Origin of the sequence: Paraburkholderia sp. (assembly GCF_049581445.1) — a bacterium.
Taxonomy (GTDB): domain Bacteria; phylum Pseudomonadota; class Gammaproteobacteria; order Burkholderiales; family Burkholderiaceae; genus Paraburkholderia.
On sequence record NZ_JBAURZ010000215.1, the window covers coordinates 1 to 19,245 of the forward strand.

The 19,245-nt window shown below is 61.7% G+C and carries 20 protein-coding genes and 1 pseudogene; 9 read left to right on the plus strand and 12 right to left on the minus strand.

Going from position 1 to position 19,245, the window contains the following annotated elements; translation table 11 throughout:
* The 8 genes from WCA85_RS18710 to fliR all read left to right on the plus strand — a co-directional run.
* On the plus strand, positions 1–434 hold a 434-nt coding region (locus tag WCA85_RS18710; RefSeq protein ID WP_424066368.1), incomplete at its 5' end, for a flagellar hook-length control protein FliK.
* A gap of 992 nt (positions 435–1,426) precedes the next feature.
* Positions 1,427–1,936 (plus strand): flagellar basal body-associated protein FliL, encoded by a 510-nt coding sequence (gene fliL / locus WCA85_RS18715; RefSeq protein WP_424066369.1) that lies wholly within the window; start codon positions 1,427–1,429, stop codon positions 1,934–1,936.
* A gap of 55 nt (positions 1,937–1,991) precedes the next feature.
* Positions 1,992–2,990 (plus strand): flagellar motor switch protein FliM, encoded by a 999-nt coding sequence (fliM, locus tag WCA85_RS18720; RefSeq protein WP_424066370.1) that lies wholly within the window; start codon positions 1,992–1,994, stop codon positions 2,988–2,990.
* Complete coding sequence (fliN, locus tag WCA85_RS18725) at positions 2,983–3,444, plus strand: flagellar motor switch protein FliN (RefSeq protein ID WP_424066371.1); 462 nt, start codon at positions 2,983–2,985, stop codon at positions 3,442–3,444. Before fliM ends, fliN begins: the two co-directional genes overlap by 8 nt.
* Positions 3,441–4,022, plus strand: a complete 582-nt coding sequence (gene fliO, locus WCA85_RS18730; RefSeq protein ID WP_424066372.1) for a flagellar biosynthetic protein FliO — start codon at positions 3,441–3,443, stop codon at positions 4,020–4,022. The genes fliN and fliO overlap by 4 nt, the downstream gene beginning before the upstream one ends.
* On the plus strand, positions 4,023–4,877 hold the full coding sequence (gene fliP, locus WCA85_RS18735) for a flagellar type III secretion system pore protein FliP (protein WP_424066373.1): 855 nt from the start codon (positions 4,023–4,025) through the stop codon (positions 4,875–4,877). It abuts the gene before it with no gap.
* Between the two features lie 62 nt (positions 4,878–4,939).
* Positions 4,940–5,209, plus strand: coding sequence for a flagellar biosynthesis protein FliQ (fliQ, locus tag WCA85_RS18740; RefSeq protein WP_424066374.1), 270 nt, complete (start codon positions 4,940–4,942; stop codon positions 5,207–5,209).
* Between the two features lie 28 nt (positions 5,210–5,237).
* Positions 5,238–6,020: a flagellar biosynthetic protein FliR gene (fliR, locus tag WCA85_RS18745; RefSeq protein ID WP_424066375.1), complete on the plus strand. Its 783-nt coding sequence runs from the start codon at positions 5,238–5,240 to the stop codon at positions 6,018–6,020.
* A 135-nt stretch (positions 6,021–6,155) separates the two neighbouring features.
* On the opposite strand, the gene flgL is transcribed toward fliR, so the two are convergent.
* From flgL to flgB, 12 genes are all read right to left on the minus strand, one after another.
* Positions 6,156–7,406 (minus strand): flagellar hook-associated protein FlgL, encoded by a 1,251-nt coding sequence (gene flgL, locus WCA85_RS18750; RefSeq protein ID WP_424066376.1) that lies wholly within the window; start codon positions 7,404–7,406, stop codon positions 6,156–6,158.
* Between the two features lie 11 nt (positions 7,407–7,417).
* Entirely contained in the window at positions 7,418–9,406 is a 1,989-nt protein-coding gene (gene flgK / locus WCA85_RS18755) for a flagellar hook-associated protein FlgK (protein WP_424066377.1), read from the minus strand.
* 138 nt (positions 9,407–9,544) lie between these two features.
* Positions 9,545–10,300, minus strand: a complete 756-nt coding sequence (locus tag WCA85_RS18760) for a flagellar brake protein (RefSeq protein ID WP_424066378.1) — start codon at positions 10,298–10,300, stop codon at positions 9,545–9,547.
* Positions 10,301–10,654: 354 nt separating this feature from the next.
* Entirely contained in the window at positions 10,655–11,581 is a 927-nt protein-coding gene (flgJ, locus tag WCA85_RS18765; RefSeq protein WP_424066379.1) for a flagellar assembly peptidoglycan hydrolase FlgJ, read from the minus strand.
* Positions 11,582–11,593: 12 nt separating this feature from the next.
* On the minus strand, positions 11,594–12,781 hold the full coding sequence (locus tag WCA85_RS18770) for a flagellar basal body P-ring protein FlgI (protein ID WP_424066380.1): 1,188 nt from the start codon (positions 12,779–12,781) through the stop codon (positions 11,594–11,596).
* Between the two features lie 2 nt (positions 12,782–12,783).
* Complete coding sequence (flgH, locus tag WCA85_RS18775; protein WP_424066381.1) at positions 12,784–13,491, minus strand: flagellar basal body L-ring protein FlgH; 708 nt, start codon at positions 13,489–13,491, stop codon at positions 12,784–12,786.
* A 31-nt stretch (positions 13,492–13,522) separates the two neighbouring features.
* Complete coding sequence (flgG, locus tag WCA85_RS18780) at positions 13,523–14,311, minus strand: flagellar basal-body rod protein FlgG (protein WP_424066382.1); 789 nt, start codon at positions 14,309–14,311, stop codon at positions 13,523–13,525.
* 39 nt (positions 14,312–14,350) lie between these two features.
* Complete coding sequence (gene flgF, locus WCA85_RS18785; RefSeq protein ID WP_424066383.1) at positions 14,351–15,112, minus strand: flagellar basal-body rod protein FlgF; 762 nt, start codon at positions 15,110–15,112, stop codon at positions 14,351–14,353.
* Between the two features lie 20 nt (positions 15,113–15,132).
* Complete coding sequence (locus WCA85_RS18790; RefSeq protein ID WP_424066384.1) at positions 15,133–16,665, minus strand: flagellar hook protein FlgE; 1,533 nt, start codon at positions 16,663–16,665, stop codon at positions 15,133–15,135.
* Between the two features lie 58 nt (positions 16,666–16,723).
* Positions 16,724–17,440 (minus strand): flagellar hook assembly protein FlgD, encoded by a 717-nt coding sequence (locus tag WCA85_RS18795; protein WP_424066385.1) that lies wholly within the window; start codon positions 17,438–17,440, stop codon positions 16,724–16,726.
* A 10-nt stretch (positions 17,441–17,450) separates the two neighbouring features.
* Positions 17,451–17,876, minus strand: coding sequence for a flagellar basal body rod protein FlgC (flgC, locus tag WCA85_RS18800; protein ID WP_424066386.1), 426 nt, complete (start codon positions 17,874–17,876; stop codon positions 17,451–17,453).
* Between the two features lie 107 nt (positions 17,877–17,983).
* The gene (gene flgB / locus WCA85_RS18805) at positions 17,984–18,523 is read right to left on the minus strand and encodes a flagellar basal body rod protein FlgB (RefSeq protein ID WP_424066387.1); all 540 of its coding nucleotides are present in this window, start codon (positions 18,521–18,523) and stop codon (positions 17,984–17,986) included.
* A 219-nt stretch (positions 18,524–18,742) separates the two neighbouring features.
* On the opposite strand from flgB, the pseudogene WCA85_RS18810 reads away from it, so the two are divergent.
* Positions 18,743–19,245 (plus strand): annotated as a pseudogene (locus WCA85_RS18810) (flagellar basal body P-ring formation chaperone FlgA); the annotation flags it as partial.

The following is a 19,245-nucleotide window of genomic DNA, read 5'->3' on the forward strand; positions in this document are numbered from 1 at the left end:
CGTTGGCGCCGACGGTGGGCACGTCTGACTGGGAAGATGCATTGGGGCAGAAGGTGGTGTTCCTGTCGAATGCGAATCAGCAGAGTGCCGAGTTGACCTTGAACCCGAAGGATCTTGGACCGCTACAGGTGGTCCTTCAGGTTGCCGATAACCATGCACATGCGTTGTTTGTTTCGCAGCATCCGCAGGTTCGGGAGGCGGTCGAGGCGGCGCTGCCGAAATTGCGCGAACAAATGGAAGCGAATGGGATTGGGCTTGGCAGCGCCAGTGTGAGTGATGGGTTTGGTGGACAGGCTGGGCAACAGGGGCAGGCGTCGTCTGGGTCTCGGCGGGGGTCTGGTTTTGCCTCCGGCGGGGATGATGCTGAGGCGGATTCTACGGTGGCTAGTGTTGCCGTTCGGCAGAGTGTGGGGTTGGTGGATACGTTTGCATAATCGTTTTTGTCCTGCGGACGTGGGGCTTGTTTTTTGGGTTGTTGGTCTGTTTGCTTGCCCCTAGGGCTGTTTGATTGGGGTTTTGGCGTTTCCTTGATTTCTTGTCGGTCTGGTTGCGTTGGCTTTTTGGTGGTTGCCTTCCGGCGTTGGCGTTGCCTTGCATTTCTATTGGTCTGCTTGCGTTGGCTTTTTGCTGGTTGCCTTTGGGCGTTGGCCTTTCCTTGTTTTGTTATCGGTTTATTAGCGATGCCCCTGTGCGGGGCGGCACTCACTTTCTTTGCGGCCGCAAAGAAAGTAAGCAAAGAAAGCGGCTCAAACCGCCAGCTTGTAGGTGTCCACCACCCCCGCGATCAGGAAGTGGTCCGAGACGAGACCTGCCCTTGCACACCATGCGGTAGTGACACAGCACTCATCCATCCCACTCCGCACTGCGTGCGTCGCGGCGGAGTGCACTGGATGTGGTGCACGGAGACTTCCGTACCCGCGGCGATGGGCGCCGGGTCAGGTTATGCCTGACGGCGGGGCGCGAAGCGCGACGCTGGAGCGGATGAGTGCTTTGTCACTAACGTGAGTGGTGCAAGGGACGATCTCGTCTCGGACCGCTCCGGCTGGCGTGCCGAGACGGACACCTACAGGCTGGCGGTGTGAGCCGCTTTCTTTGCTTACTTTCTTTGCGGCCGCAAAGAAAGTGAGTGCTGCCCCGCACAGGGGCAACGCTAATAAACCAATAGAAATGCAAGGAAGGTCAACGCCCGAAGGCAAGCAGCGAAAAGCCAACGCAAACAGACCGACAAGAAATCAAAAAAACACCAAAAGCCCAAACCCAACAGAACCCCAACAGAAGGCACCGCGCCGCAGGCAAAACCCAAACCCACTGTCGGCCAAACCCCAAACAGAAGAGATACCCCCCAAACCCCCTTCTTTTCGACCCATCACGCGAACCGCAATTAAACAACAATTCAACCTACCAGCACTGAGGCAAGCAAGAATCCATGGCATCGACGACCGCAAACCAGCAAGCCACCGTTCAGCCGGCCACTCCAGGCCCGATGAAACGCATTCTCCTGATCGTGCTGATCGCCCTGATTGCCGCAGGCGCAGCCGGCGCCGGCGTCTGGTTCTTCATGTCCCGGCATGCGCCAGCGCCCGCAGCCGCGCAAGCCGCAATGCCCGCGCCGCTTGCGCTGCCGGTGTTCTTCCCGCTCGAACCCATGACCGTCAACCTGCAGTCCGATGACGGCCAGCAGCACTATCTGCGTATCGGTCTCACGCTCAAGCTCAACGACCCGAAGGTTCAGCAGGAGCTCACCGATCACATGCCGGAAGTGCGCAGCCGTATCCTGCTCGCACTGTCGAACAAACACCCGGACGACCTCGCCCCGCTCGACGGCAAGCGCGCGCTCGCCACCGAACTCAAGACATTGATCGAACAACCCACCGACAAGGGCGCATCACCCGTCCAGGTCGAAGATGTGCTGTTCACCGAATTCGTCGTGCAGTGACGCCGCTTAAAGCTGCTGCCTTCATTAACCGCCAAGGGACGCACGAGGAATAGGAATGGGCCACGAAGAGTTCATGTCCCAGGAGGAGGTCGATGCCCTCCTCAAGGGCGTTACCGGCGAGTCCGACTCGGAAGCGGAGCAATCAGACCGCTCCGGTGTCCGGCCGTACAACATCGCCACGCAGGAACGCATCGTCCGCGGCCGGATGCCCGGCCTCGAAATCATCAACGACCGCTTCGCGCGCCTGTTGCGCATCGGCCTCTTCAACTTCATGCGGCGCACCGCGGAAATCTCCGTCGGCCCAGTGAAGGTGCAGAAGTACAGCGAGTTCACCCGCAACCTGCCGATCCCGACCAATCTGAACCTGGTCCACGTGAAGCCGTTGCGCGGTACGTCGCTGTTCGTGTTCGACCCGAATCTGGTGTTCTTCGTGGTCGACAACCTGTTCGGCGGCGATGGTCGTTTCCATACCCGCGTCGAAGGCCGTGACTTCACGACCACCGAACAGCGCATCATCGGCAAGCTGCTCAACCTCGTGTTCGAGCACTACTCGACGTCGTGGAAAAGCGTGCGTCCGTTGCAGTTCGAGTACGTCCGATCGGAAATGCACACGCAGTTCGCCAACGTCGCGACGCCGAACGAAATTGTCATCGTCACGCAGTTCTCGATCGAATTCGGCTCGACCGGCGGCACGCTGCATATCTGCATGCCGTATTCGATGATCGAACCGATCCGCGACATCCTCTCTTCACCCATTCAGGGTGAGGCGGCGGACGTCGACCGGCGCTGGGTGCGGGTGCTGTCGCAACAGGTGCAGTCCGCGGAAGTCGAACTGAGCGCCGATCTCGCGCAGATCCCGATCACGTTCGAACAGATTCTGAACATGCGCAAGGGCGATGTGCTGCCCATCAACATCCCGGAACACATCACCGCAAAGGTGGACGGCGTGCCGGTGATGGAATGCGGCTACGGTATTTTCAATGGTCAATATGCGTTGCGGGTCCAGAAAATGATCAGCGCAGCGGACACGATGAAGGAAGGTGGATATGACTGAGCTGAATGCAACGCCCGAGGCGGAACTGCCGGCAGGCGCAGCGCAAATGGCGGCCCTCGATGCGGGGTCCGACGAAGCCTCGCTCGACGACTGGGCAAGCGCGCTCGCCGAACAGAACGACAACAGCGCCGTCAGTGCGACGACCGCTGGCGTGTTCCAGCCGCTCTCGAAGGTCGAACCGAATTCGACGCGCAACGACATCGACATGATTCTGGACATTCCGGTCCAGATGACAGTCGAACTCGGCCGCACCAAAATCGCCATCCGCAACCTGCTGCAACTGGCGCAGGGTTCGGTGGTGGAGCTCGACGGCCTCGCCGGCGAGCCGATGGATGTGCTGGTCAACGGTTGCCTGATCGCGCAAGGTGAAGTCGTCGTCGTCAACGACAAGTTCGGCATTCGCCTGACCGACATCATCACGCCGTCCGAGCGGATCCGGAAGCTGAATCGATGAAACGCTTTGCCGGGCGCGCAGCCAGCGCCGCGATCGCCGCACCGCTTGCACTGGCGTCGACATTGACGCTGGGTTTCAGCCCGATGAGTGCCCGCGCAGCCGATATGAATGCCGTCAATCACGCTGCGCAGATGGCATCCACCGTCGGCGCAGGGACAGCGGTACCGGCACTCGGTGTGGGTGCGGTGTTGCAAACCGTCTTCGGCCTGGTGGTCGTGATCGGCCTGGTATTTGCATGCGCATGGCTCGCGCGCCGCTTCGGCCTGCAGCCCGGCGGCAGCCGCGGCGGTCTGATCAAGACTGTGGGCGGTGCATCGCTTGGCGGCAAGGAGCGCGTCACCGTCGTCGAGATCGGCGATACGTGGCTCGTGCTCGGCGCGGCTCCCGGCAGCGTACGTCTGCTGCACACCATGCCGGCGGCAGGTTCAACCAGCAGCGACACCTCATCAAACGGGCCGCTCTCGCAAGACCGCGTCACCGGCACCGCTTTGCCCGGCAGCTTTGGCCAACGCTTTCGCGAGGCGCTCAAAGGGGAAGTGGGCAAACGTTTCAACCGGCCAAATGGCGGGGATCAGTAAATGCAGTTCAGTCATCAAACCGCGCGCATCACGCGCGATGAACAGGATGCGCACGCCGTCTCGCCGCGTCATTCCGGTGTGTCCGCGACGTTGCGGCGCGTAGCGAAGTTCGCTTCACTCGCCTTGCCGGCCCTGCCGGTGCTGCTGATGGCGATGCCTTCGCTGTCATTTGCGCAGGCGGCCGGGCTGCCCGCATTCAACACCAGTCCGGGACCGAACGGCGGCACCACTTATTCGCTGAGCGTGCAGACGATGCTGCTGCTCACGATGCTGTCGTTCCTGCCGGCGATGGTCTTGATGATGACGAGCTTCACGCGCATCATCATCGTGTTGTCGCTGCTGCGCCAGGCGCTCGGTACGAGCACCACGCCGCCCAATCAGGTGCTGCTCGGACTCGCGCTATTTCTCACGCTCTTCGTGATGTCGCCGGTGCTGGACAAGGCGTATAACGATGGTTACAAGCCTTTCTCTGACGGTTCGATGCCGATGGACCAGGCCGTCACGCGCGGTCTCGCGCCGTTCAAGACCTTCATGCTGCGGCAAACCCGCGAAACCGATCTGGCGCTGTTCGCCCGCATTTCGCACGCACCGCCCATGCAGGGACCGGAAGACGTGCCGTTGCCCCTGCTGGTACCGGCCTTTGTCACCAGCGAGCTGAAAACCGGTTTCCAGATTGGCTTTACGATCTTTATTCCGTTCCTGATCATCGATATGGTGGTGGCGAGCGTGCTGATGTCGATGGGTATGATGATGGTGTCACCCGCGACGATTTCCTTGCCGTTCAAGCTAATGCTGTTCGTGATGGTCGACGGCTGGCAGTTGCTGATCGGCTCGCTTGCGCAAAGCTTCGTTTAGTTCGCTTAGTTCGTTTAGTTCGCTTAATCCGTTTAACGCTCACTGCTTCCGGCCAATTCAACATGACACCCGAATCCGTCATGGCAATGGCGCACCAGGCGATGTACGTCGCCTTGCTGCTCGCCGCGCCGCTGTTGCTCGTCGCACTGGTCGTCGGTCTGGTGGTGAGTCTGTTTCAGGCCGCCACGCAGATCAACGAAGCCACGTTATCGTTCATTCCGAAATTGCTGGCCATTGCCGTCACGCTGGTGATCGCCGGCCCGTGGATGCTGACGACTGAACTCGACTATATGCGTCAGATGCTCACCAACATCCCTACGCTCGCCAACTAAAGCTCGCTCGCTAGCGCCCGCTCCTGCCATGTTTTCCGTCACTTACGCCCAACTGAACACGTGGATGACCGCGTTTCTGTGGCCGTTCGTGCGGATTCTGGCGCTGGTGGCGACAGCGCCGGTATTTGGCAATATGTCGGTGCAGACGACGGTGAAGATCGGGTTGTCCGCGTTCATCACGATCATCGTCGCGCCGACGCTCGGCGCCATGCCGCAAGCAACCGTGTTTTCGGCGGCGGGGATATGGATCATGGTGAACCAGTTCCTGATCGGGGCTGCGCTCGGTCTGACGATGCAGATCGTCTTTACCGCCATCCAGGCAACTGGCGAATTCGTCGGGCTTGGCATGGGTCTGGGTTTTGCGACCTTCTTCGATCAGCAGGCGAGCGGCTCGAGTGCCGTGCTGTCGAGCTATATGAACGTCTTTGCGATGCTCGTGTTTCTCGTGCTGGATGGACATCTGCAGATGATCAGCGCACTCATCGCGACGTTCCAGTCGGCGCCGATCTCAAGCGATCTGCTCGGCGCGCCGGGTTGGCGTTCGTTCGTCAACTGGGGCAGTACGATATTTTCAGCGGGGTTGTTGCTGTCGCTGCCGGTGGTCGCGGCGCTGCTGATTGCTAACCTCGCGCTCGGCATTCTCAACCGCGCCGCACCGCAAATTGGCGTGTTCCAGATTGGCTTCCCGCTGACGATGCTGGTCGGCATGCTGCTGTTGCAGTTGATGGTGCCGAATATGATTCCGTTCTTCGCGCGGCTGTTTGATAGCGGGATTGAGCGGATGGGGGTGGTGGCGGCGGGGTTGCATTGAGGGGCGCTCTCCGCAGAAATAGCCCAATGACCGCCCTTATCGCCCTATGCCAAAGAGCAAAGCATCAAAAACAAAGGGCAGCCTAAGCTGCCCCTCGCCCCCCCTTGCACAACCCCTTCGCTTACTGCCTACTGCTTACTGATTCAGGTACTGGAACAACGACATCTGCTGAACCTGCACAAACGCCTGCTCCGAAGCCTGCAACGAGTACTGCGTCTGCGTGTACTTGCTGATGGTCGCAGCCATATTCGTCGACGTCAGATCCGCCAGCGAATTCGTGTTTTGCAGCGACTGATTCTGGTTCACCGTCTGCATCGCCGTAATCTCGTTCTCACGGCCACCCACGTCCGCCTGCACTGTCGTCACGTTTGACAGCGTGTTCGCCAGCTGCGTCATCCCCGTGTTCAACGTATTCTGCAGCGCCGCCGCTGAAGCCGGCGTATCCGCTGGCGCCTGCAACGCGGTGATCATGTTCTGGATCGTCGTGAAGATGTTGGTGCCGCCTTGCGCAGCCGGCACCTGGGTGGCGGGCTGCACGGTGAATGAATCGCCGTTGGCCGGCGTACCGCTGATCGACACACTCTGGCCGCTCGTGCCCAACGTAATCGCCGACCCCGCCGTATAAGGCTGCGCCGCCGAGGTCGTCGTACCCGAGCTGTTGGTATCCGAAACCGTGTACGTCGTCACGCCACCCGTCACGGAGAACGTAATCCCGTATGTGTCGCCGTTCGCTGCGGCCGACGAGTTCGTGGTGCTGACCGCACCGGCCACTGCCGTGCCACTATTTGCCGAGGCAGCGTAAGCGACCGTACTGGCCGTCTCCGGCGACACGCTCAAGAACACCGAGGCACCGCTGTCGCCGGTGGCAACCGACGTCGTGTCCGAAATCTGCGTGCTCGACACCCCGCTGTCGCCGTTGTACACCACCGCGCCGGCCGAATTCTGCGTGAACGGTTGCGAAGCGACCTGAAAGCCACCGAACAGGTAGTCGCCCGACGGCGATTTGGTGTTCGCCGCGGTCATCAGCGAAGTGCTCAGCGCCTGGAGCTTCGCGGCGATCGAACTGCGGTCCCCATCGCTCAGCGTCGCATCGCCCGCTTGCAGCAACTCGGTATTCATGCTTTGCAGCGTCGAGGTGACGGTCGACAGCGTCGAGTCTTCCGCCTGCAGTTGGGTCAGCGCCGAGCTCTGGTTGGTCGAGTACTGCGACAGGGTCGCGCCCTGCATGCTCAGTTGCACAGCCTGTGCTGCGCCCAGCGGATTGTCGGAGGGCGTCGTCAGGCTCGTGCCACTCGAAATTTCGGCGTAATACTGGCTCAGCTGGCTTTGCTGATTGTCCATGGTCTGGACATTCATGCTGAGAAATTCAGATGTAGAAATACGCATAGCTCAAGGCCTCACGAGAATATGCCGAGAATTGTCTGGAAAAGCGTGTCAGCGGTCTGAATGACCTTGCTGTTGGCCTGGTACAGTTGCTGGTACTGCAACAGGTTCGCTGCTTCTTCGTTAATGTTCACGCCGGAGACCGACTGCTGCGCCGAGGTGATCTGCGTCACCAGCGCGGTCTGCGTCGTATTCGACGCGTCGACTTCGTTGGTCGTATTGCCGATCGTATTGACGTAGTTCGCGTACGCGGTGGTGAGCGTAGCCGTGCCCCCTGCCAGCGTCTGGGCGCTGACAATATCCGCCATCGCGGTCGCATTGCGGCCGTCGCTCTGCGCGCCGGTGTTCGGGGCGATCGTGAACGTGTCGCCGTTCGCGGGCGTGCCGCTCAGGGTCACGGTAATGCCGTTCATCGAGCCAGCGGTAACCGGCGTCGTGTTGATCGTCATCGTCGCGCCGCTCGCGGGCGAGTACGGCACCACGGTCGAGGCTGACGTAATGGACGTGCTGGTCCCGCCAATCGTCACCACCGAGCCGACCGGGAAGCCAGTGAAGCCGCCCGAGGCCGAGTTATAGGTCAGCGTGGTCGTGGAGCTGGGCAACGAATAGCCCGCGGTCACCGTGCCTTCGGAAATGGTCGCCGTGCCGCTGTTGTTCCCGCCGACCACGGCATATACCGGCGCAGCCGCCGCGATCGCCGAGCCGTTGGTGGTGGTGAGACCGAAGCTGTCGAGCGCACCGCTTGTCGGCGAGACGTTGAACGAATCGCCGGCGTTCATGGTGCCGGTCAATGAGAAATTCAGGCCGTCGATCGGTTGCGACAGATTCGACGCCGTGCCGACCACGCTGCCGCTAGCGTTATCAGTCAGCGTGTAGCTGCTGCCGTTGTACGACAGCGTGTAATTGCCAGTGGTGGGCTGCGTCGCGTTGACAAACGACGCGCTCAGTACGCCCGTGCCGGTGTTGTTCGCATTGGCGATGGTCGCGGGCGGGGCAACCGAGAACAGCGCGGCGCCGGGATTACCGTTCAGATCGAGACCGAGTTCGTTCTGGTTGTTGACCTGTGCAGCGAAGCTGGTGGCGATCGCGCCCAGTTGTGCTTCTGCCGGGTCGAGCGATTGCGTGCGGAACGTCATCAGGCCGCCGAGCTGGCCGCCTGTATTCGAGACCGAGCTGTCGGAGAGGTACGTCGTCGTCGCCGCAGTCGGCGTGGTGCCCGCAGCGCCCAGATAGGTGACCGAATCTTCAGTCGGGTTGGACGGAGAAGGAGCGGTGCCGAGGTTGTAGCTCGTCGAGCCTTGCACCAGGGTCTGGCCGCTCGCCAGAAACACGCTGTCGCCGGTCGAACTCGGCACCACCTGCACGCCGACCAGTTGCGAGAGGCTGGAGATCGCCGCATCGCGTTGATCGAGCAACTGGTTGGGCGGCTGGCCCTGCGAGCTGGCGGCGTTGATCTGCTGGTTCAGCGATGCGATCTGTGCGGTGTACGTGTTGATCGACGACACCGTGTCGGTCAACTGCGTGTTGACGCTCTGGCCCAACTGATCGTAATCCGAGCCCATCGAGTTCAACTGGGACGCGAGCGACTGCGCGTCGCTCATCGCCGTCTGCCGCGTGGAGAGGCTCGAAGCGCCGTTTGCCACGTTCTGCAAACCGCTGAAATAGGCGGTGATGGAGCTGGAGATACCCGTGGTCGGACTGCCCACCATGTTGTTCAGCTGCGCCAGCATCGTGTAATTCGTGCTGAGCGAACCACTCTGCGTCTGCGCAGCGTTCAGCTCGGAGGTCAGATACTGGCTGTACGAGCGCTGAATCGTGGTCGTGGACACGCCTTGCGGGAGATAGCCGGAGCCGGTGTACTGGCCGGGGCTCTCCGAATAGACCGGGTTTTCAACGTCATAGCCGGCCGTGGTCGAATTGGCGATGTTCTCGCTGGTCGTCGTCAGCCCCCACTGGGCTGCGTTGAGTCCGCTGAGACCGATATTGATGAGGTTGCTGGACATGCGTCATCCTGAAGGGCTGGCAACGCGCCCACCGAGTTGCCAAGACTTTCTGTATAACGGCTGTGCAGCGAGAATATTGAGGGGACAAACCGCATTTATACACATGATGCAGCGTGCCTCGCTGCGTCATGTGACGGTTTAGTTGCGCGCTAGCGAACGGCGCTTCATTTCGAGTTGCGTGATCAAGCGCTGCAAGGTGTTTTCCGCGTTGCCGGGCAGCATCACGAAGCGCAGGCCAAGCTGATAACGCTGCGTACCGTTGGGCATTTCCACGGCGCGCATCGAGACCAACTGCAGATCGAGCGAAATCGTACCGGGCGCGCCCAGCGTCAACTCGCAGTCTTGCAGTACGCAGCCCATCGGCAGATTCGCCACACGAGGATCCGTGGTGCGCATGCCAACGCCGCCCAGCGACAGGTCGTGCAGTTCGAATCGGAACCGCCCGCCGTCGGGCAGGTGCCCGGTGCAAATATACGGATCGATCACCGGCGCATCGACGCGGAAGAACTCGCGGCGCTGCACGTAGAACAGCACTTCGGGGAAGTCCGCTTCGAACGCGGGCCGCCCTTCGTAGCGGGTTTCGCGCGGCGCGCCGGTCGCGAATTCGACCTTCACGCCGTCGGGCTGCGCGTGAAAGGTGCAGCGCTGTGCGGCGATCAGGCCTTGATTCTGCTCGGCGAGCGCGCCCCAGTCGAAGGTAAACGTACGCTCTCGCACGTCGACATCGAGAATACGGGTGACGAGTTGGCCTCCCTTGTACTGCGCCGTCAGAAAATCGCCGCGGTTTACGAGATTGCGCAACTGGACACCGATTTCCAGCGGGTTTCGGCGACCGAAGTCGTTGCCGGTTTCAGAAGAGCCGTCCGTCTGGCCATTCGTCTCAGTGGTATCCATGGGCTTGCCGGTATGCATGTTCTTGCGGGCCCGTGTCCGAGGTTCAGCGCCAAGGGCCCGTGACACGCGCATCTGACCGGGAAGTGGTCCCTCCCGGTGCTAAGGTCTGACTGAATAGCGGCAGTCTGTACCCAAAGTTTAGGGTAATCCGGCGAAATATTTGACGCAAACGTTAAACCACCGCTCCGGCGTGCAGAACAGAGGCTTTGTCCGTAGGGCGTTTGAAGGGAGTTTGAGACGCGATCCGGGCGCCTTGACGCGCCGTCTTCGGCGCGTTTTCAGGCGTTTGAGGCTTGGGCCTCGAGGTCTTGCGGAAAAAGCGACACAACGCGAAGCGAGACGGCGTGCCTCGCGTCAGCTCATCCGGCTCATGATCGACATCAGCTTTTTCGCGTAATGCGGATCGGTGGCGTAGCCCGCGCGTTGCATGCCCGTCGCGAAGCCCGCAGCGTCGTGCGAGCTGTTCAGCACCTGGGCATAGCGCGGATTGTTCTTCAGCATCTGCGCGTAGTCGGCCATCGCGTCATTGTACGAATCGTACGCGCGGAATTTTTCCACCACGCGTTGCGGCTTGCCGTTGTGGTACTCGGTGGTCACCGTCGACACGGTCTTGCCGGTCCAGTCCTTGGTGGCCTTGATGCCGAACACGTTGTGGCTGGTTTCGCCGTTGGTCTTCATGATTTCACGCTTGCCCCAACCCGATTCGAGCGCCGCCTGGCCGATGATGAAACGCGCCGGCACACCGGTCGTTTCGCTCGCGGCCTGGGCGGAGGCCGCCAGCTTGTCGACGAATGCATCGACATGTGTCGAACCGTCGCCGTGCAACGGCGGCGTGAGCGCGCTGTTGCGAGAGTAGCCCGTGCCGGACGCGAGCGCGCCATTGGCCTGAGGATTGGCGTACGCCTTGGCCAGTGCGTTGAGTGCGGCATTGTTGCCGGCATTCGCTCCGCCGGTTTGCATGCCGGCGTTGTTCATCAACTGCTTGAGCATGGCATCGGCAACGCCAATGCCTTTCGACGACATCTGCTGCGCCATCTGCTCGTCCAACATCGAGGTGAACTGCTCGCCGTCGCGCGAATCGAGCGGGCCGTCCTGCGGCGTCGCATCGCGCATGCTCTTGAGCATCATCGTGATGAAGCTCGCGTCGAACTGCTTGGCGGCCATCTTCACGCCCTGCTGGGGCGAAGCGGCAACCTTGGCGCGCAGGCTGTCGAAACCCTGCACATCGAGCGCAAAGCGCTGTGTCAGATCACTCGAGCCTGAAGTGGAATCGATTGTCATCGCGGTTCTTCCTTAGATGATTTCGAGGTCAGCGCGCAAGGCGCCTGCTGCCTTCATCGCCTGCAGGATCGACATCAGATCGGCAGGCGTCGCGCCAAGCGCGTTGAGCGCTTTCACGACTTCGGCCAGATTCGCGCCGGCATGCACGTACTTCACGTTGCCGTCATCCTGCTTCAACTGAATCTGGGATTGTTGGGCGACCACGGTCCGCCCATTCGAAAACGCGCCCGGCTGGCTGACCACCGGCTGCGTGTTGACCACCACCGAAAGATTGCCGTGCGCAACCGCGCAGGTATCCAGCGTCACCATCTGGTTCATCACGATCGAGCCGGTACGTGCATTCAGCACGATCTTGGCGGCGCCAGGTGCGGGCTTCACGTCGAGATCTTCGAGTTGCGCGAGAAACTGCACCTGCTGGGCCGGATCGGCCGGCGCGCGCAACTGGATCGTGCGGCCGTCGAGCGGCATGGCCGTGCCGAAGCCAAACGCGTTGTTGACCGCGGACACGATGCGTTGCGTCGTGTCGTAGTCCATGTCATTGAGTTCGAGTTGCATCGTGCCGTTTTGCGTGATGCTGGTCTGCACCGCGCGTTCGACGATCGCGCCGCTGGTAATACGTCCCGCGGCCAACTGGTTGACCTGCACTTTGCTGCCATTGGCGCTCGCACCCGCGCCGCCCACCGCCATGTTCCCCTGGGCGAGCGCATAGACTGCGCCGTCCGCGCCCTTGAGCGGCGTGAGCAGCAATGTGCCGCCGCGCAGGCTCTTGGCGTTACCAAGCGACGACACGGTGACGTCGAGCGCTTCGCCCGGACGCGCAAACGGCGGCAGCGTCGCCGTCACCATTACGGCGGCGACGTTCTTCAACTGGATGCTGGTCAGCGCCGACGTACCACTATTCGACGAACCGGCCGACTGGTTGTTGATCGAGATGCCCAGGTTCGCCAGCATGTTCGCGAGCGTTTGCGTCGTGAACGGCGTTTGCGTGGTCTGGTCGCCCGTGCCGTCGAGACCCACGACGAGGCCGTAGCCGATCAGCGGGTTGTCCCGCACGCCTTGAATCGCAACCAGATCCTTCAGGCGCTCGGCGTGAGCGGTGGGCATGGCAGCCGGCAGAATGGCCGAGGCCATCGCGAACATCAGCGAGGCGAGGCCGAAGCGGTCGAGCCGCACGAAGCGACGAAGAGATGCGATGCTCATGATCACCACGGCGACACGTTAAGGAAGAAGCGCTGTAGCCAACTCATGGTCTCTGCCTCGTCTATGTAGCCCTTCGCGGAGTATTCGATCTTGGCGTCGGCCACCTGGGTCGAGTACACGGCGTTCAAGCCGGAAATCGTGTTCGGATTGACCACACCCGAGAAACGCACGAATTCGTTACCCTGGTTGATGAGCATCTGCTTTTCGCCGCTCACCAGCAGATTGCCGTTGGGCAGCACGTTCGTCACCGTGACGGTGATCACACCGTTAAAGGTGTTAGACGCATTCGCGCCGCCGGTTCCCTGGAACGCATTGGAGCCCTGGGAGTTGAGGTTTGCCTTGCCGAACAGACCACTCAGAAAGCCTGCGCTCGTAGTAGAGAACGAGGTCGCCGAACTGCGATTGGTGTTCGCGCCCGACGATTTGGTTGCGTTGATGTTTTCCTGAATGACGATCGTCAGGATGTCGCCGATATTGCGCGGCCGCTGGTCTTCGAAAAGCGGCCGACCCGCATAGCCCGGGTTGAAGATCGAGCCTGGCGACTGGTCGTGAGGCGGCGCGGGCGGAACGGCGGTCATCGGCTGCTGCACGATGGGCTGCTTCGGGATCAGCGCGCAACCGCCCAGCGCCAGTGCGAGCACGCTGACCGTCGCAAGCAGCTTCGCGTTGAGCGCGTCGCCCTTGAGCAGATTGAGATTGATTTGCGACATCGTGTTCACCTACCGCCTCCAGTCCGCACCCTTAAACCGACATCTGCGACAGGGTCTGCAACATCTGGTCGGACGTCGTCACGGCCTTGCTGTTGATTTCATACGCGCGCTGGGTCTGGATCATGTTGACCAGTTCCTGCACGACGTTCACGTTCGAGGTCTCGACGTAGTTTTGTTGCAGCGACCCCGAGCCGTTCGAACCCGGTGCAGTGACGTTCGGCGTGCCCGACGAGCTGGTTTCCGAGAACAGGTTTTCGCCCTGTGCGTCGAGGCCGGCCGGGTTGATGAAGGTGGCGATCTGCAGCGAGCCGATCTGGTTCGAGTTGGTCGAGCCGGGCTGCGTAATCGATACTGCGCCGTCGCTGGCGATCGTCAGGGACGTCGCGTTCACCGGTATCGTGATCGACGGAATGATCTGGTAGCCGCTCGAAGTCACCAACTGGCCCTGCGCATTGGTCTGAAACGAACCGTCACGCGTATAGGCGGTGGTGCCGTCCGGCATCTGCACCTGGAAGAAACCGCTGCCGTTGATCGCCACGTCCTTCGAATTGCCGGTCTGCTGCAGGTTGCCCTGGGTGTACAGACGCTCGGTCGCCACCTGTTGCACACCGGTACCGAGCTGGATACCTGAGGGCACCTGGGTCTGCTGCGTCGAGTCGGCGCCAGGCTGGCGCACGGTCTGATACAGCAGGTCTTCGAACACGGCGCGCGAGCCCTTGAAACCATTGGTGCTGACGTTGGCGAGGTTGTTCGAGATGACATCCATCTGCGACTGCTGCGCGTTCATGCCGGTCGCAGCGATATAGAGTGAGCGATTCACGGTGTGTGTTCTCCTGGGTCGACGCGGGCGTCGGGCCCGTTAGCTGAAACTGAGCAACTGGTTGGCGGTCTGGTCGTTCTGATCGGCGCTTTCGATCATCTTGGTCTGCATCTGGAACTGCCGCGCATTGGTGATCATCGAGACCATCGCGTTCACCGGATTCACATTGCTGCCTTCGAGCGACTGGGTTGCGAGCGTCACCGTCGGATCGGCATCGGCGGGATTGCCGTCGGCGGTGCGAAACATGCCGTCGTCGCCACGCTTGAGCGAGCCGGCCGCCGGCTTCACCAGCTTGAGCTGATCGACCACCGCAATCGCGGACGCCGGATCTCCCGGTGCGAGCGCCGAGACCGTGCCGTCCTTGCCGATCGTGATCTGCGCGCCAGGCGGGATCGAGATCGGACCACCCGTGCCGAGCACCGGCAGATTGGTGGCGTTCACCAGTTGACCATCCTGGCTGACGTGCAGATTGCCGGCGCGCGTGTACGCCTCGCCGCCGTCGGCGGTCTGCACCGACAACCAGCCGTCGCCTTGCACGGCGACATCGAGCGGATTGCCGGTCTGCTGAATCGGTCCGGGCGTTTCATCCGCGCCCGGTGTCGACGACAGCACGAAGGTTCGCGTGGTGTCGTCGTTGACTGTGCTGCCATCGCCGAACGACATGGGTACCGCGCGGAACGTTTCGAGCTGGGCGCGAAACCCGGTGGTCGAGGTGTTCGCGAGATTGTTCGCGACGATAGCCTGCTGTTCGAGCGCCTGGGTGGCGCCCGACATCGCGGTATAAATCAGACGGTCGGTCATGCGTTCGGCTCCGGCGGCGCTTACAGGTTGATCAGTGTCTGATCGACTGTTTGCTGGGTCTTGATCGTCTGCGCATTCGCCTGATAGTTGCGCTGTGCAGTGATCAGGTTGACCAGTTCGTTGGTCAGATCCACGTTCGACTCTTCCACCGCGCCGCCTTGCAGCGTGCCGTGGTTGGTGCTGCCCGGCGTGGAAATCTGTGCGACGCCCGAGGCTGCCGTCTCTTCATACTCGTTGTTGCCGAGATCGATCAGGCCATTCGGATCGTTGAAGTTGGCGAGCACGACCTGGCCGAGAGCCGCGGTCTGGCCGTTCGAATAGTTGCCGGTCAGCACGCCGTTGGTGCCGACCGAGAAGTTGGTCAACTGGCCTGCTGCAAAGCCGTTTTGCGACAGGTTGTTGACGCCGTCGGCGCTGCCGTACTGCGTCGTGCCGGTGATATCCAGCGACAACTGCTGCGGCGTGCCCGAACCATCCGTATTCGGGATCGTGAAGGTCACTGTGCCTGGCGAAGTCGCCGGGCCATAAGTCACCGCGCCCGTGACGGGATTGGTGGTGGCCTGCTGGAAGTTCTGCAGCGTGCCATTCGACGAGAACGTCGCCTGGCCGATCGCCTGAGCCGTTCCTCCTGAGACACCTGCGTACACATTCCACGTACCCGAAGCCGTCTTCGCGAAATACATGTTGACCGTTTGCGAGCCGCCGAGCGAGTCGTACACCTGAACCGAAGTCGGATAGGTATAAGAGCTCGAATCGCTCGCACTGAACGCGGTCGGGGTCGGGTTGATGGCCACGACAGAAGTGCCTGTCGGCGTGCCCGACAGCGTGACGGACTGGCCGTTGCCCAGCGTGATCGCGGAGCCCGCCGTGTAGGTTTGCGCTGCCGTGGTCGTGTTAGCGGTCACGTCGGTCACCGTGTACTGCGTCGCGCTCGAGAAGTTGACCGTGTACTGATCGTTGTTCGTGCCCGCCGATGCGGTCGTGATCGTCGCGCCGCCGCTCGTCAAGGTGGGGGCGCCAGTCATATCCACCGTCGGCGTGCCCAGCGTCAGCGCATCCTGCGCGTTCAGGTTGAGCTGCGCCGTAATCGAGGTGGTTTCCGTCGGTGCAATGTTGGTGGTCGGTACCGTCAGCGGCACCGTCTGCGCGGTATTGATCACGCCGCTGGAGTTGGCCGCATAGCCCATCAGTTGCAGCCCTTCCGAATTCACGATCTGGCCGCTGCTGTTCAACTGGAACACGCCGTTGCGCGAATAGGTCAGCGTGCCGTTGTTCGACATCTGGAAGAAACCGTTGCCGTTGATGGCCACGTTCAGTGCCTGACCTGTCGTATCCAGCGTGCCCTGCGAGAACTGCTGCTGCACGGCGGCGAGCTGCGTGCCGATACCGATCTGATTGTTGACGGCGGTCGCCACCGAGTTCGCGTACAAATCGGCGAACACTGCAGTGCCGCTCTTGAAGCCGACCGTGTTCGCGTTGGCGATGTTGTTGCCAATCACGTCGAGATCGCTCGATGCGGCCGACAGGCCGCTCAAACCTTGCTGATAACCCATGACGGTCTCCGTTCCGGAAATGTCTAAACTGGTTGAACTGTGTTTGCTTGACTGTTGCTTACAGGATTGCCGCGACCGAGGTCAGGGGAGTCGTGGTGCCATTCGAAAGCACGAGGCTCGGCGCGCCGCCCGTGCCTTGCACGACGCTCTCCACGGTGCCCGGGGTCAGCGTCGTGCCGGTGCCGGCGGCGCCGTTGATCGTGCCTGTCGCGGTAATCGTGTAGGTGCCGGCCGGCAGCGCATTGCCAGCCGTATCGACCGGCGTCCAGGCCACGGGCACTGTGCCGGCATTTTGCGCGCCCAGATCGATCGTGTTGACGATTTGACCTGACGAGTTGATCACGTTGATCTTCATGTCCGATGCGGCCGCCGGGATCGTCACGCCGAACGCGTTCTCCTTGCCGGTCGTCACGGTGATCGAGTTGCCCGGAGCAAGCACGCTCTGACCGATCAGCAGCGCGGCCTGCGAGGTCTGGCCCGCGTTGAGCTGCGTGGACAGCGACGCCAGCGACGTGTTCAACTGGCTGATGCCCGTCACGGTATTGATCTCCGCGAGCTGCGAGGTCATCTGCGAGCTGTCCATCGGGTTGGTCGGATCCTGGTTCTGCAACTGCGTCACCAGCAATTGCAGGAAGGTGCTTTGCAGACCGGCGCCGGTCGAGCTCGACGCGCTGCTCGAAGTCGCGCTGGTCGCCGAACTGGTGCCGTTCATGGTGTCGAGCAGCGTCTGCGAAACGGTCGTACCGCCGCTGCCGATAGTGGTTGAGCTGGTCAAGGAGTGCTCCCTAGGTTCCGATCGTTAGTGTTTTCAGCATCAGCTGCTTGGCTGTGTTCAGCGTTTCGACGTTCGCCTGATACGCGCGCGACGCCGAGATCATGTTCACCATTTCTTCCACCGGATCGACGTTCGGCATCGTCACGTAGCCGTTCGCGTCGGCCGCGGGGTTGCCCGGGTCGTAGGTGGTCTTCATCGGCGACGGATCGTCCACCACGCCGGTCACCTGCACGCCGCCCACCTGCTGGCCGGACGCGGAGCGCGAGCCGCCCAGCGGATTGACCGCGAAGACGACCTGCTTGGCCTTGTACGGTTGACCGTCGGGGCCCGTCGTACTGTCGGCGTTCGCCAGGTTCGACGCCGTCACGTTGAGCCGCTGCGACTCAGCCGACATGGCTGAACCGGCGACCGTGAATATGTTCATCAGGGATGGCATGGCTTCTCTGACCTCTCCTGCCGGATGAGCCCGGCGTGGTTGATTCCCGTTTGCGTGGTTTTTAGCGGTTCTATCCAGGGTGCGTGGGTCGTCCCGTCACAACTCCATCAGGAGCCGGACGTGATCGCCGACAGCATCGATTTGATCTGATTCGAGACCTCGGTCATGGTCGACTCGAAGTGCAGCGAGTTGTCGGCGAACTGCACGCGCTCGGCGTCCAGGTCCACCGTATTGCCGTCCAGCGCCGGCTGCGTCGGAATGCGGTACGCCAGCTGGCCGTAGTCGTCGCTCGGGCCGCCGGTCGGGATGAGCGTCGCCTTGCCGGCCATGTGGCCAGGCTGCGTCGAAGCCATCGTCATACCGCTGGTGACGTTGGCGGATTGCGTCATCGCCAGCGTCGAGTTGTTCGATGCGCCGGTGCCGACATTGACGCTGACGCCGCTGCTGTCCGCGCTATCCGTACTGAGCGTCGTGCCGCCGGACTTCCTCAGCGCACCGGCCAGCGACGAAGCGAAATCGACATCGCGTGCCTTATAGCCAGGCGTGTCGGCGTTCGCGATGTTCGATGACAGCAGTTCTTGCCGGTACGAGCGGACATCGAGCGCCTGACGGCCAAAAGCGAATTCAGCATCGAGTTTGTCGAGCATGGAAATCTCCGGAAAACGTTCCCGCGTCTGACATGCGCTCACCGTGCACATATCCTGCGGCGCCCCAAAAGGCCTTTTTGCATGAGAAGGATCTTAGGCGCGCAGTGCAAGGGGCAATCGTCGGAATAACCGGGGAAGGTCGCCTCTATTCAACGTTTGCCGTACGGGACTGATCTCTAGAATGCATTTCGTACCCTTGCCTCAAGCTGGAGATTCACGATGGTCCGAGCCACTTTCGATGTGCCGCGCACGTTGCGCCGCATCGTTGCGCGCCGCGCTGCCGCCTGGCTGGCGTGCGCCGTAGCGGGCGCATTGTGGACGGCTCCCGTATTGGCCGAGGACGCTGGCGGCCCGATCGTGATTCCCGGTCCTGGTGAACAGAATCCGGCCGATCTCGCCAGAATGAAGGAGATGGCCACCTCGACGAGCCGCCTTGGCGCGCGTCCGGCGAATCAGGCGAATGCGCCCGCACTGACGGCGGTGGCGCCATCAACCCCGGCTGTGACCGATCGCTTTAGCGCGCTCGCCAACGCCGTCGGCGCGATTGTGATTCCGGGCACCGGTGAGTCAGCGGCTCCGGCCACGCCGCACTGGATCTCGACGGCGCCGAGCAATCCGCCCTCTGCGGCAGGACTGACCCGCGTGAATATGAATGGCGCGCTTGCGGCGAGCCAGGTGGTGCCGGTCATCGTGACATCGGCGCCGCCGCGCAGGATGAACGC

What these genes read in the sequence shown, in the direction of transcription:
- flgF (WP_424066383.1), bottom strand. Translation starts at nt 15,112, where the DNA reads ATGACCGACCGTCTGATTTATACCGCGATGTCGGGCGCCACCCAGGCG.
- fliL (WP_424066369.1), top strand. Translation starts at nt 1,427, where the DNA reads ATGGCATCGACGACCGCAAACCAGCAAGCCACCGTTCAGCCGGCCACT.
- flgK (WP_424066377.1), bottom strand. Translation starts at nt 9,406, where the DNA reads ATGTCCAGCAACCTCATCAATATCGGTCTCAGCGGACTCAACGCAGCC.
- flgC (WP_424066386.1), bottom strand. Translation starts at nt 17,876, where the DNA reads ATGCCATCCCTGATGAACATATTCACGGTCGCCGGTTCAGCCATGTCG.
- fliR (WP_424066375.1), top strand. Translation starts at nt 5,238, where the DNA reads ATGTTTTCCGTCACTTACGCCCAACTGAACACGTGGATGACCGCGTTT.
- fliO (WP_424066372.1), top strand. Translation starts at nt 3,441, where the DNA reads ATGAAACGCTTTGCCGGGCGCGCAGCCAGCGCCGCGATCGCCGCACCG.
- WCA85_RS18770 (WP_424066380.1), bottom strand. Translation starts at nt 12,781, where the DNA reads ATGAGCATCGCATCTCTTCGTCGCTTCGTGCGGCTCGACCGCTTCGGC.
- flgB (WP_424066387.1), bottom strand. Translation starts at nt 18,523, where the DNA reads ATGCTCGACAAACTCGATGCTGAATTCGCTTTTGGCCGTCAGGCGCTC.
- flgL (WP_424066376.1), bottom strand. Translation starts at nt 7,406, where the DNA reads ATGCGTATTTCTACATCTGAATTTCTCAGCATGAATGTCCAGACCATG.
- fliN (WP_424066371.1), top strand. Translation starts at nt 2,983, where the DNA reads ATGACTGAGCTGAATGCAACGCCCGAGGCGGAACTGCCGGCAGGCGCA.
- WCA85_RS18790 (WP_424066384.1), bottom strand. Translation starts at nt 16,665, where the DNA reads ATGGGTTATCAGCAAGGTTTGAGCGGCCTGTCGGCCGCATCGAGCGAT.
- flgH (WP_424066381.1), bottom strand. Translation starts at nt 13,491, where the DNA reads ATGTCGCAAATCAATCTCAATCTGCTCAAGGGCGACGCGCTCAACGCG.
- fliP (WP_424066373.1), top strand. Translation starts at nt 4,023, where the DNA reads ATGCAGTTCAGTCATCAAACCGCGCGCATCACGCGCGATGAACAGGAT.
- fliQ (WP_424066374.1), top strand. Translation starts at nt 4,940, where the DNA reads ATGACACCCGAATCCGTCATGGCAATGGCGCACCAGGCGATGTACGTC.
- fliM (WP_424066370.1), top strand. Translation starts at nt 1,992, where the DNA reads ATGGGCCACGAAGAGTTCATGTCCCAGGAGGAGGTCGATGCCCTCCTC.
- WCA85_RS18760 (WP_424066378.1), bottom strand. Translation starts at nt 10,300, where the DNA reads ATGGATACCACTGAGACGAATGGCCAGACGGACGGCTCTTCTGAAACC.
- flgJ (WP_424066379.1), bottom strand. Translation starts at nt 11,581, where the DNA reads ATGACAATCGATTCCACTTCAGGCTCGAGTGATCTGACACAGCGCTTT.